At 56.8% G+C, this 13263-nt stretch carries 7 protein-coding genes, 3 tRNA genes and 3 rRNA genes; 7 read left to right on the top strand and 6 right to left on the bottom strand.

The genetic code is table 11. The features are described from left to right. Positions 1–54: 54 nt before the first annotated feature. From AY555_RS04740 to AY555_RS04710, 7 genes are all read left to right on the top strand, one after another. The gene (locus AY555_RS04740; RefSeq protein WP_066134094.1) at positions 55–1125 is read left to right on the top strand and encodes a Glu/Leu/Phe/Val dehydrogenase dimerization domain-containing protein; all 1071 of its coding nucleotides are present in this window, start codon (positions 55–57) and stop codon (positions 1123–1125) included. A gap of 503 nt (positions 1126–1628) precedes the next feature. Then, positions 1629–2030, top strand: a complete 402-nt coding sequence (locus AY555_RS04735; protein WP_066134091.1) for a TonB-dependent receptor plug domain-containing protein — start codon at positions 1629–1631, stop codon at positions 2028–2030. 6 nt (positions 2031–2036) lie between these two features. Continuing rightward, positions 2037–3626, top strand: a complete 1590-nt coding sequence (locus AY555_RS04730; RefSeq protein ID WP_066134086.1) for a TonB-dependent receptor domain-containing protein — start codon at positions 2037–2039, stop codon at positions 3624–3626. Between the two features lie 90 nt (positions 3627–3716). Then, positions 3717–4784 (top strand): hemin-degrading factor, encoded by a 1068-nt coding sequence (locus AY555_RS04725; RefSeq protein ID WP_066134083.1) that lies wholly within the window; start codon positions 3717–3719, stop codon positions 4782–4784. A 35-nt stretch (positions 4785–4819) separates the two neighbouring features. Then, entirely contained in the window at positions 4820–5665 is an 846-nt protein-coding gene (locus AY555_RS04720) for a heme/hemin ABC transporter substrate-binding protein (protein ID WP_167798442.1), read from the top strand. Continuing rightward, positions 5650–6714 (top strand): FecCD family ABC transporter permease, encoded by a 1065-nt coding sequence (locus AY555_RS04715; protein WP_066134077.1) that lies wholly within the window; start codon positions 5650–5652, stop codon positions 6712–6714. The genes AY555_RS04720 and AY555_RS04715 overlap by 16 nt, the downstream gene beginning before the upstream one ends. Continuing rightward, positions 6711–7553 (top strand): heme ABC transporter ATP-binding protein, encoded by an 843-nt coding sequence (locus AY555_RS04710; RefSeq protein WP_082811862.1) that lies wholly within the window; start codon positions 6711–6713, stop codon positions 7551–7553. Before AY555_RS04715 ends, AY555_RS04710 begins: the two co-directional genes overlap by 4 nt. Positions 7554–7902: 349 nt before the next feature. Here the strand turns inward: AY555_RS04710 and AY555_RS04705 are convergent. The 6 genes from AY555_RS04705 to AY555_RS04680 all read right to left on the bottom strand — a co-directional run bounded on the left by AY555_RS04705 (position 7903) and on the right by AY555_RS04680 (position 13036). Further along, a tRNA-Met gene (locus AY555_RS04705) sits at positions 7903–7979 on the bottom strand. Between the two features lie 58 nt (positions 7980–8037). After that, positions 8038–8152 (bottom strand): 5S ribosomal RNA (rrf, locus tag AY555_RS04700). Positions 8153–8235: 83 nt separating this feature from the next. Then, positions 8236–10988, bottom strand: a 23S ribosomal RNA gene (locus AY555_RS04695). Positions 10989–11220: 232 nt separating this feature from the next. After that, positions 11221–11296: transfer RNA gene (locus AY555_RS04690), tRNA-Ala, on the bottom strand. 27 nt (positions 11297–11323) lie between these two features. Then, positions 11324–11400, bottom strand: a tRNA-Ile gene (locus AY555_RS04685). 150 nt (positions 11401–11550) lie between these two features. Continuing rightward, a 16S ribosomal RNA gene (locus tag AY555_RS04680) occupies positions 11551–13036 on the bottom strand. The 16S, 23S and 5S rRNA genes sit together here with 3 tRNA genes alongside, the layout of an rRNA operon. Between the last annotated feature and the right edge of the window lie 227 nt (positions 13037–13263).

Below are 13263 nucleotides of genomic sequence, written 5' to 3'. Positions count from 1 at the left end.
AGAACTCTGCCGGAACACCAAGGAATGTCCGGAGAGCAAGGGAGACAAAACACCATGAATATCGTGGAACTGCGTGATTTCGATGACCACGAGCTCGTTGTGCTGGCTACAGACACCGACTCTGGGCTGAAGGCTGTGATTGCCGTCCATTCAACAATTCCCGGCCCCGCGTGCGGCGGGACCCGTATGTGGCCCTATGCCTCACACCAAGAAGCCATCATCGACGTTCTGCGACTCTCGCGCGGAATGACCTACAAGAACATCATGGCCGGGCTACCTCTGGGTGGCGGGAAGTCCGTCATTATCGGGGACCCGACACGGCACAAATCCGAAGCCCTGCTCCGGGCCTTTGGTCGCAAGGTTGAAGCCTTGGGGGGGCGCTATATCGCTGCTGAAGATGTCGGTACCTCACCAGCAGACATGGACATCATTGCCACTGAAACACGGCACGTTGCCGGAACCGGGCGCAAGAACGGGCTGGGCGATCCGTCTCCCTTCACGGCATGGGGCGTTTTCCATGGCATTCGGGCAACCGCGACTGAACTGTTCGGAACCCCGGACCTTCAGGGCCGCACCATCGCCGTACAAGGCCTTGGACATGTCGGACACTATGTATGCAGCCATCTTGCAACAGCCGGGGCCAAGCTGATCGTATCAGACATTGATCCTACCCGTATTGATTATATCGTTCGGGAATATGGTGCCGTTGCCATTGACCCAGACCGTATCCATGCCGTGGAGTGCGATATTTTTGCTCCATGCGCCCTTGGTGCTTCGCTGAACCCGGTCACCATTCCGGATATCAAAGCCAAGGCTGTCGCCGGGGCTGCCAACAACCAGCTTGCAACACCGGATATGGCAATGGAGCTGCAAAAGCGCAGCATTCTTTACGCCCCGGATTATGTGATCAATGCTGGCGGGGTCATGGCCATTGCATCGGATATAGACGGGACCTTCACGACCGAAGGGCTGCGGAAGAAAGCGGCTGCCATTGCAGAAACGCTGAGTGGAATCTACCAGAGAGCCCGCTTGGGTGGTCAGACAACTGCAGACGTCGCTGATACCATAGCCCGCGAACGTTTATACGAAATAAAGGCTAATCGCCAACGGTCGGTCGCTGCCTGAGAAACCAGGAAAAAATAGACAGAAAAAACGGGTGCGGTGCTTCGTGCGGCAAACGCCGATGTACTGCGCCTGTTCCTCAGTGACCTCTCGATAAGTCACGAGCACTTCCACGCAGACGATTCTGCGCGGAAAAGAAAAACAACCCAAAGACGATCGCTTAAAACGATCTACGCTTGACCTTTGGGAATCTCCGTGCATAGTGCGTGTGATAATGATTATTACATGCAGAGGGTGCCATGTGTCCTGACATCTGCCCGGCACGGGAAACAGATCGCCGTTCCGCGCCATACGCGCACCGCTTTACAAATCCCCGATACAGAAACACCCCTGAATCACAGCCGGGCACCAACCCATAACGGCACAACGTTCAGTCAAGCTTATCGCCTGCATGCAAGAACGCTGCGCCTTCTCCTGCCCTGCTCTTTTTTTCATGAATTCCCGCCCGGAAATCTGCCGGCCTGCCGGTCCCGCACAAAAAAGCAATCAAACGAGGTGAGCAAGACATGCACAAACATTTCGGGGCCCCGCTGTTCGGGGCCGGTATATTCCTTCCCTTGATAGCCAGTGTGGCCCAGGCCCAGACACAGCCTGCGCCAACAACCACGCGGCTGGATGCGGTCACCGTTTCGGCCACACGGACGGAACAAACTGCCATCGATACTCCGGAAGCTGTCAGCGTTGTCCGGCGTGAAGACATCGAGAAACGCCAACCCGGGTCCGTAGTTGAACTGCTGCGTGACATTCCCGGCGCCAGCTTCTCTGGCGGGCCACGCGGCACCGCTGTACGCCCCACCATTCGCGGTCTGGGCGGGGAACGCGTGGTGGTGCGGCTGGACAATGCACGCCAGAACTTCAACGCCGAACACAAGGGACGCATTTTCGTCGAGCCCGAATTCCTGCGCTAGGTAGACGTGCTGCGCGGGCCGGGATCAACCCTGTTCGGATCTGGGGCCTTGGGCGGGGTCATGAACATGACCACCGTTGATGCCACCGACTTCCTGAAGCCGGGGCAGATGATGGGCGGCAGGGTGTCAGCGGGCTATGCCAGCGCCAGCGACAAAAAGCGCGGCAGCCTGATGGCCTATGCCCGCCCGATGGAAACTCTGGATTTCCTGGTTGGCGGCAGTGCTCATACCCAAGCCGACCTGCGCCACGGCAACGACACCCACCTACCCTATTCAGCAGAGCGGAATCGTTCCGCCCTGTTCAAGGTTGGCATCAATCCCGACACCTTCCACCGCATCACCCTGTCGGCCCTGCGCTATGACGGTGACGAGAAGGCGGGTGCCCAGGCAGACGGTCTACTGAACGCAAGAAGTAACCCTGCCGTTGACCGTGAAACCAAGCAGGATACCTATACCCTGTCGTGGAACTACAAGAACCCGGCAGACAAGCTCTTTGACGTCCAGGCCACCCTGTACCGGAACCAGGCCGATATCAACGAGAAAACCCGGGCAAGCGTGCGCCACGATACCCGCAAGCAAACCGTCAACGGTGTGGACGTGGCCAATACCAGCCGTTTTTCGTTCGGGGATTCCGCCCACAACCGCCTGACCTATGGCGTCGAGTATATGGAGGAGAAACAGGAAGGGCGACAGAATGGCATCCCCACCGCGGGCTTCTACCCCGATGCCACCATGAAAACGACCGGCGTATTTGTGCAGGATGAAATCACCCTGTTCACCGACTGGACCCTGACCGCCGGTGTCCGCCACGACCGCTTTGACCTGTCGCCCACCGACCGGGCCGGGCGCGACGGCAGCGCCACCTCGCCCAAGGCAGCCCTGTCGTGGCGGGTAACCCCGTGGTTCATGCCCTATGTGTCCTATGCCGAAGCCTTCCGCGCCCCGAGCCTGAAAGGCCTGTACAATCAGGGGCAACATTATCCTGGCAACACCTTCGTTCCCAACCCGAATCTGCGACCGGAAAAAGCCCGCAACGCCGAACTTGGTGCCAGCTTCCGGTTCCAGAACCTGGCGCTGGAACGGGACAGCCTGCGCCTGAAGGTGTCGGGGTTTGAAAACCGGATCAAGGACTACATAGAACAAACAGTGGGGGCAACCACAACCACAACCAGCAACGTTCCCAACGCGCGGATCCGTGGGGTGGAGCTGGAAGCCGCCTATGACGCCGGGATCGTGTTTGCCAGCCTGGGGGCTTCAAAACTGCGCGGGGACAACCGCAGCAGCCACACCCCGCTGGAAAGCATCCCCGCCGCCAAGGCTGTGGCCACCATCGGCACCCGCATTCCCGGCACGGATCTGGAAGCCGGCTGGCGCACCCACATGGTGGCGGCCCAGAACCGCGCCAAAGCCGACAAGAAAAGCGGTGGTTACGCGATCCACGATGTCTTTGTCAGCTGGGCACCGGAACAGTTCAACGATGCCCTGCGCGTAAACCTGACAGCCGACAACCTGTTTGACCGGTATTACAAACCCCACGAATCAGCCATCTACGCCGCCGGTCGTGATATCCGCCTGAGTGCTGTGATCCAGTTCTAGGCAACCGTTTCAACCGGCTTTGTGCATCTGCCGGCGGAACAGCGGTCGCACCCCGCCCCGCCGGCCTTTTTCCCGAAGGAGACACCTGTCATGACTTCTCAATCACCCGCCACCACCGATCTGCAACACGCCTGGGCATCGCTGGCATCGGGAACAGCTCGCCGCTATGCCCGCGATCTGGCTGCCGATCTTGGCACAACTGAAGCTCAGCTGGTCGCGGCCGGCTGCGGGCACGATGTTGTGCGCCTGGACGCCGACTGGGCCGAACTGATACAAGCGCTTCCTGCCCTAGGATCGGTCAAGGTCATCACCCGCAACGATGCCGTTGTTCACGAGAAAACCGGCACCTTTGGCAACATAAACATCAGCGGTGGCAGCGGCGTTGTTTATAACGGTGGCATTGACCTGCGCCTGTTCTTGGGACGCTGGCACCACGGGTTCGCCGTTAAAACAGAAAACAAGCATGGCATACGTCACTCCCTGCAATTCTTTGACCTTGATGGAACCGCCGTACACAAGGTCTTTCTGACCGCTGATGGTGACGTTGATGCATGGGCCCGTCTGACAGAGCAATATCGCTCTGACAACCAATCAACCGGGCTGGATGTTGTTCCGGCCCGCACCCCTGTTGAACGCCCCGACGACCAGATTGACGTGGAAGGGTTGCGGGCACACTGGTCTGCCCTGCGCGATGTCCATCACTTCCACGACATGCTGAGGGAATTCGGGGTTGACCGCCTACAGGCCATGCGCCTGGTCGGCCCGGATCTTGCCCTTGAGACCAGCACCGATGCCCTGCGTCGCACCCTAGACATGGCCGTCAGCCAGAAAGCTCCGCTGATGGTCTTTGTTGGCAGTGCAGGATGCATCCAGATCCACACCGGCACCATACAGCGGGTCATGGAAAAGGATGGATGGCTGAACATCATGGATCCGGATTTCAATCTTCACGTCCGCAGCGAAGAGATTGCCGGCACTTGGGTGGTTCGCAAGCCCAGCATGAACGGCATTATCACGACCCTAGAACTGTATGACACACAGGGACGGAACGTCGCCATCCTGTGCGGGGAAAGGCACGGGCAGGAGCCCGAGCGCGAAGACTGGCGGGCAATTGTCAAATCCCTGCCCGGTCATGACCACCACGCCGCTGTCGCATGAAACCACAGCGTTGTTTTGTCAGGGTCGCCGTACTTGTGGCCCTGACTCTGGCGATGATGCCTGCTTTTCCGGTGTACAGCGGTCAGGCACCACAGCGGATTGTTTCCATCAGCGCCCCAATCACAGAGATCGTGTTTGCCTTGGGTGCCGGGGATCGCGTTATTGCCGTGGATACCACCAGCCAGTATCCCGAAGCCGCAGCCCGGCGCCCCAAGGTTGGCTATATGCGAACCTTGGCTGCAGAAGGCATTCTGTCGCTGGAGCCTGACCTGCTTCTGGTACCGGCAGATGCCGGACCACCCCATGTCCTGTCGCAGATACGGCAGGCCGGTGTGCGAGTGGAGACCCTGCCTGCCGCAATGACCCTAGACACACTACACAGCAACATACACAACATCGGGAACTGGGTTCACCGACCACAGGAAGCCGACGATCTGGCCAAAGATCTGATGGCAACCCTGAACGCTATACAACGCCCTGCAGAATCCAGTGCACCAGGTGTCCTGTGCTTGTTGTCAGCCGGGGCCGGCCCCCCGATTGCGGCAGGGCGCAAGACGGTGGTGGATTACTTGATCCGGCAGGCAGGGGGCCGCAATGTTTCCAGCCAGACGGAAGGCTTCAAACCGCTGTCCGGTGAGGGTGCCATGCTGCTAGCTCCCGATATCCTACTCCTTGGGGATCACACCTTGGGGCCAGACAAAAAGACAGATGCTATTATTCAATTGCCCCAGATTGCGCCAACACCTGCGGCCCGGAATAAACGGGTTGTGGTCATCGACAGCACACTGCTGATGGGACTGGGGCCACGCACACCACAGGCCATCATAGATCTGGCCCGATCCTTTGGCACAGCAGGGGATGAACCATGGCCCGCCCACTGAACCAAGGAAACACGTCCATGGGAAGAGAGATCAGGCACCTTGTCGTCCCCGGGCTGGCCATCCTTCTGGTTATCACGGTTGTGGCAGCGGCATGTACCGGCAGTGTTTCCATTCCCGCCTTCCATGTTGTGCAATACATGGCATCGCATACCGGGTTGACTGATGCGGGAATCCCCTGGCAGCACGAAGCTGTTCTGGGCAGCATCCGCCTGCCCCGCATCTTTCTCGGCACGCTGGTTGGCGCAACCTTGGCTGTCTCTGGGGCCAGTTTGCAGGCCATTTTCCGCAATCCGCTGGCTGATCCCGGACTTGTTGGCATTTCCAGTGGCTGCGCGCTGGCAGCGGCCGGTACCGTTGTTTTTGGAACAACACTGACAGGGGAGCCATGGCTTCTGCCAATAGCTGCATTTGTCGGCGGCATGGCGGCCGTTTCTGTCGTTCACCTTCTGGCTGCCATCAACGGGCGGGTCAACCCGGCCACCATGCTGCTGGCCGGTATTGCAGTCAATGCACTATGTGCAACCGGTATTGGCCTGCTGGTCTATCTGGGCGATGATCTTCAGATGCGCCAGTTCCTGTTCTGGACCATGGGAAGCCTAAGTAACAGTGACTGGAGGCAGATTGTACCTGCATCACTGATCATGTGTGTAGCCGTGTTTGTTCTCGTCCGGCAATCGAACCAGCTGAACATCCTCGTCTTGGGGGAGAGAGAAGCAGGGCACTTGGGTATGGATGTTCCGCGCTTCATACGGTTGAGCACTATTCTGGTCAGCTTGGGAGTAGGTGCGGCCGTCTCAGTCTCCGGCGTTATCGGCTTTGTTGGCTTGGTTGTGCCCCATCTGGTTCGCTTGGTGATCGGGGCCGATCACAGGCTCCTCCTTCCCGGATCAGCACTGGCCGGAGCAATCCTGATGACACTGTCCGACACAGCCGCACGAACCCTTGCTGAGCCGGCAGAAATGCCCATCGGGCTTTTATGCAGCCTGATTGGTGCGCCGTGCCTAGTCTGGTTACTGTTTTGTCGCACCCGGAGAAGCACGGCATCATGAGCCTGGATTTATCGCACATTCGTGTTCAGTTCGGTAACCGCGCTATCCTGTCTGACATCAGCCTGTCTGTACATCCGGAGACCATGACCGTTATTCTCGGTCCCAATGGATCGGGGAAATCGACCTTACTGTCTGTCATGGCTGGCGAACGCAAGCCCGACGACGGTCAGATACTCTTGGACAACACCCCTATAGAGGCCTGGCCGCTCAAGTCGTTGGCACGACGTCGGGCTGTTCTGCCGCAAAACCCGTCTCTTCAGTTCGGGTTCTCAGTCACCGAGGTTGTGCAGCTCGGACTAAGCCCGCATCAGAGCAGCACATCTCGTCACGATGCCTGCCTTGTAGATCAGGCTCTCCAGAAAGCCGGTGTTCATCATCTGAGAGCACGTAATTACCTGAACCTGTCAGGTGGAGAGCAACAGCGCACGCACTTTGCCAGAGTTCTGGCACAACTGACCGATGGCGAAAACAAAGAACCGGCATACCTGCTTCTGGATGAACCAACGTCGAGCCTGGATCCAGCCCACCAGCACCAGATTCTGGCGCAGGCCAAGGCTCTCGCTCGCCAAGGAAACGGGGTTGTTGCTGTCTTGCATGACCTGAATCTGGCTGCTTCATGGGCAGACCACATTGTCCTTCTGGCCGACGGCAAGATTGCAGCCACTGGTTACCCCGATGATGTTCTCGTGCCGGATATCATAGAGCAGGTCTTTGCTATCCGAACACGCATCCTAGACGATAACGGGACGCGGATTATTATTCCGTACCTGCCTTTATGTGTCGAAGACGACAGCAAAAAGGCAGGCCGGATGACTGGCCCACAACAAAACACAACGTAAGCCGGATCCCAGCGCACTCAAAAGATTCGTTCCAAACATGCGCATTTGCTAGTAAAAATAACCTATAAGGGTTAATGATAAAATATACTCAAGATTGTCAATGATTAGGGGGGGGCATTCCTATGCGCAGATCTTTCATTGGCCTTGAGCACACCATGCAAATTAAATCTCTTTACAAGAGAAGTAATTATAATGGAATTATTTCCATCTCGTAATTTCACTATTCTATTTTCCTTAGAATAGTTTGTGGTCAGCCCGCGATCAGGTAGCGACCGAGTGCCCTGTTATCATCTTTTTCAGTGGAAAGCATAACAGGCCCAAGTAATAAAATACTTGGGCCTGTTATTTTTGGTTGCGGGGGCAGGATTTGAACCTGCGACCTTCAGGTTATGAGCCTGACGAGCTACCGGGCTGCTCCACCCCGCGTTTGTTTTCTGCATGTAGAGAAGCAAGCGTTTATTTTTTTGATTTGAGAGATGAGAAGACCTGGCGGCGTCCTACTCTCCCGTGCCTTGAGGCAAAGTACCATTGGCGCAGCTGTTTTTCACGGCCGAGTTCGGGAAGGGATCGGGTGTTTTTCCAGCGCCATGACCACCAGGTCATCACATCTCACAAATCTGGACTAGTTTTATGTATGAACGGTGTGTTTCGTGCATTTGAGTGGTTTTACCACTGCGCACGGGCTCTAAAGCCTATCGAGCGATTAGTACCGGTTAGCTTCACGTGTTGCCACGCTTTCACACCCGGCCTATTGACGTGGTGGTCTTCCACGGCTCTCAAGGGATACCTTGTTTTGAGGATGGTTTCCCGCTTAGATGCATTCAGCGGTTATCCAATCCGTACATAGCTACCCAGCGGTGCTCCTGGCGGAACAACTGGTACACCAGAGGTACGTCCATCCCGGTCCTCTCGTACTAGGGACAGCTCCTCTCAAGTATCCTACACCCACGGCAGATAGGGACCGAACTGTCTCACGACGTTCTAAACCCAGCTCACGTACCTCTTTAAATGGCGAACAGCCATACCCTTGGGACCTGCTCCAGCCCCAGGATGAGATGAGCCGACATCGAGGTGCCAAACACTTCCGTCGATGTGGACTCTTGGGAAGTATCAGCCTGTTATCCCCGGCGTACCTTTTATCCGTTGAGCGATGGCCCTTCCACGAGGGACCACCGGATCACTAGAACCGACTTTCGTCTCTGCTCCACCCGTCGGTGTCGCAGTCAGGCTGGCTTTTGCTCTTGCACTCGTCGAGCGATTTCCGACCGCTCTGAGCCAACCATTGCGCGCCTCCGTTACTCTTTGGGAGGCGACCGCCCCAGTCAAACTACCCGCCACACAGGGTCCCGGTCCCGGCTTACGGGACGCGGTTAGACATCAAATACGGGAAGGGCGGTATTTCAAGGGTGGCTCCGCCTGGGCTGGCGCCCTGGTTTCATAGCCTCCCGCCTATCCTACACATCCAATATCTGATGCCACTGTGAAGCTGTAGTAAAGGTGCACGGGGTCTTTCCGTCTGACCGCGGGAACTCCGCATCTTCACGGAGAGTTCAATTTCGCTGAGTCGATGTTGGAGACAGCGGGGAAGTCGTTACGCCATTCGTGCAGGTCGGAACTTACCCGACAAGGAATTTCGCTACCTTAGGACCGTTATAGTTACGGCCGCCGTTTACCGGGGCTTCAATTCGGAGCTTGCACCCCTCCTCTTGACCTTCCGGCACCGGGCAGGCGTCAGACCCTATACGTCGTCTTGCGACTTCGCAGAGCCCTGTGTTTTTAATAAACAGTCGCCACCCCCTAGTCTGTGCCCCTCACCTGTGGTTGCCCACGGGCGAGGCTCTCTTATTCCGAAGTTACGAGAGTAATTTGCCTAGTTCCTTCAACATCGTTCTCTCAAGCGCCTTGGTATACTCTACCAGTCCACCTGTGTCGGTTTCGGGTACGGTCATTGTTGGTGGTGTTATTTCCTGGCCCGTCTTCACCGCTGCTTCAATCCGATAAGGAGCAACGATTTACGACGGGCGTCACATCCACCTGGCCCACGAATATTAGCGTGGTTCCCATCGACTACGCCTTTCGGCCTCGCCTTAGGGGCCGGCTTACCCTGCGCGGATTAGCCTTGCGCAGGAACCCTTGGACTTACGGCGACAGGGTTTCTCACCCTGTTTGTCGCTACTCATGTCAGCATTCTCACTTCCGATACCTCCAGCAAACCTCACAGTTTGCCTTCACCGGCTTACGGAACGCTCCGCTACCGCTTGTCATAGACAAGCCCGCAGCTTCGGTGCATGGCTTTAGCCCCGGTACATCTTCGGCGCAGGACAGCTTAATTAGACCAGTGAGCTGTTACGCTTTCTTTAAAGGATGGCTGCTTCTAAGCCAACCTCCTGGTTGTTTTGGCCGTCCCACATCCTTTCCCACTTAGCCATGACTTGGGGACCTTAGCTGGCGGTCTGGGCTGTTTCCCTTTTGACGATGGACCTTAGCACCCACCGTCTGTCTGCCGGACAGTACTCGCCGGTATTCGGAGTTTGGTTCGAGTTGGTAAGGCTCGCGCCCCCCGTCCCGATCCAGTGCTCTACCCCCGGCGGTATAGATCCGACGCGCTACCTAAATAGCTTTCGCGGAGAACCAGCTATTTCCAGGTTTGATTGGCCTTTCACCCCTAGCCACAGTTCATCCCCGTCTTTTTCAACAGACGTGGGTTCGGTCCTCCAGTGGGTGTTACTCCACCTTCAACCTGACCATGGCTAGATCACCTGGTTTCGGGTCTACCGCATCGAACTGAACGCCCTGTTCAGACTCGCTTTCGCTTCGCCTACACCTGCCGGCTTAAGCTTGCTCGATACGGTAAGTCGCTGACCCATTATACAAAAGGTACGCCGTCACGGACATTCCCGAAGGAATTCCGCTCCGACTGCTTGTAGGCATCCGGTTTCAGGAACTGTTTCACTCCCCTCGTTGGGGTGCTTTTCACCTTTCCCTCACGGTACTGGTTCACTATCGGTCACTGGAGAGTACTTAGCCTTGGAGGGTGGTCCCCCCATGTTCAGACAGGATTTCACGTGTCCCGCCTTACTCGAGGACTACAGTGTTTTTTACCCGTACGGGGCTGTCACCCGCTCTGGCACGCCTTTCCAGACGTTTCCGGTTGTTTCACTGCAGCCACTGGGCTGGTCCGCGTTCGCTCGCCACTACTTGCGGAGTCTCGGTTGATTTCCTTTCCTCCGGCTACTTAGATGTTTCAGTTCGCCGGGTTCGCTTCCACACCCTATGAATTCAGGTGTGGATACCACAGATGCGGTGGGTTTCCCCATTCGGACATTTCCGGATCAAAGATTGCTCCCATCTCCCCGGAACTTTTCGCAGGGTGCCACGTCCTTCATCGCCTTCCAGTGCCAAGGCATCCACCAGATGCCCTTGTCACGCTTGAGAGCCCATGCGCAGGGAAAAAACCACTGCACACGGAACACAGCATTCATACATTATGCGTTGAACATGCAGTCCTTCATGGCATCGCCATCCGGGCTTCCGGACGGCACGTGCCGGTCTGCAATCCAACGCGGTCACTAGACCCTTTAATTGCTTGCTTCTTTACAATGAATAACAACGAGACGGTATCGGGGCATGGCCCCGAACGGATTTCCCTGCAGTCAGTGCGGCGCGGTGGTGGAGGCTATCGGGATCGAACCGATGACCTATAGCTTGCAAAGCTATCGCTCTCCCAGCTGAGCTAAGCCCCCTGGGCCGCGGGTGTGCCTGGGCATCGGTGGTGGGCCTGGCTGGACTCGAACCAGCGACCTTACGCTTATCAGGCGTACGCTCTAACCACCTGAGCTACAGGCCCGAGCCTGTGCACCGGCGTGTACCATGTATGGTACGGTCTGACTGCGGAAGGGATACGAGGACGACCGTATCGGGTGCACCTTTCGGTGCGATGCCGTGATATCACGGCGTTTTGTTCTCGGTGATCCAGGTTGCCCCGGATACATCCTTGAAAGGAGGTGATCCAGCCGCAGGTTCCCCTACGGCTACCTTGTTACGACTTCACCCCAGTCGCTGACCCTACCGTGGCCGGCTGCCTCCTTGCGGTTAGCGAACCGTCTTCGGGTAAAACCAACTCCCATGGTGTGACGGGCGGTGTGTACAAGGCCCGGGAACGTATTCACCGTGGCGTGCTGATCCACGATTACTAGCGATTCCGACTTCATGCACTCGAGTTGCAGAGTGCAATCCGAACTGGGACGACTTTTTGGGATTTGCGCCTTCTCGCGAAGTGGCTTCCCTCTGTAGTCGCCATTGTAGCACATGTGTAGCCCAGCCCGTAAGGGCCATGAGGACTTGACGTCATCCCCACCTTCCTCCGGCTTGTCACCGGCAGTTTCCCCAGAGTGCCCAACTTAATGATGGCAACTGAGGACGAGGGTTGCGCTCGTTGCGGGACTTAACCCAACATCTCACGACACGAGCTGACGACAGCCATGCAGCACCTGTGTGGGATCCAGCCGAACTGAAGGAACCGTCTCCGGTTCCGCGATCCCCATGTCAAGGGCTGGTAAGGTTCTGCGCGTTGCTTCGAATTAAACCACATGCTCCACCGCTTGTGCGGGCCCCCGTCAATTCCTTTGAGTTTTAACCTTGCGGCCGTACTCCCCAGGCGGAGTGCTTAATGCGTTAGCTGCGCCACCGAAATGCATGCATTCCGACAGCTGGCACTCATCGTTTACAGCGTGGACTACCAGGGTATCTAATCCTGTTTGCTCCCCACGCTTTCGCACCTCAGCGTCAGTACCGTGCCAGATGGTCGCCTTCGCCACCGGTGTTCCACCCAATATCTACGAATTTCACCTCTACACTGGGTATTCCACCATCCTCTCACGGACTCAAGCCTTGCAGTATCAAAGGCAGTTCCGGGGTTGAGCCCCGGGATTTCACCCCTGACTGACAAAGCCGCCTACGCGCGCTTTACGCCCAGTAATTCCGAACAACGCTAGCCCCCTTCGTATTACCGCGGCTGCTGGCACGAAGTTAGCCGGGGCTTCTTCTGCGGGTACCGTCATCATCGTCCCCGCTGAAAGAGCTTTACAACCCGAAGGCCTTCTTCACTCACGCGGCATGGCTGGATCAGGCTTTCGCCCATTGTCCAATATTCCCCACTGCTGCCTCCCGTAGGAGTCTGGGCCGTGTCTCAGTCCCAGTGTGACTGGTCATCCTCTCAGACCAGTTATGGATCGTCGCCTTGGTGCGCCGTTACCACACCAACTAGCTAATCCAACGCGGGCCAATCCCAAAGCGATAAATCTTTCCCCCTCAGGGCGTATACGGTATTAGCCAAGGTTTCCCCAGGTTGTTCCGTACTTCAGGGCATGTTCCCACGCGTTACTCACCCGTGCGCCGCTCCCGGATAAATCCGGGCGCTCGACTTGCATGTGTTAGGCCTGCCGCCAGCGTTCGTTCTGAGCCAGGATCAAACTCTCAAGTCATAATCGACAGTCTCTTAACTTCACAAAGCGTATGCTTAAATCAAAGATACTAGACTACCGTCTAAACACGGTCGTCCACGTATCCCTTCCGTCTCTTCACTCTGCCTAACAACACCAACAATCAAAAACCAGAAACTCCAGTCCCTCAGCGTCGGGACGCACCTTCTAAGCCCCAATCCAAAAATCGTCAACACAATTCATTAAACTAATACCAAAAAAATTAGGAG

The organism is Haematospirillum jordaniae (genome assembly GCF_001611975.1).
Classification (GTDB): Bacteria; Pseudomonadota; Alphaproteobacteria; order Rhodospirillales; family Rhodospirillaceae; genus Haematospirillum; species Haematospirillum jordaniae.
The sequence above is the reverse complement of the archived record's forward strand: the minus strand, read 5'-3'. Positions and strand labels throughout refer to the sequence as shown.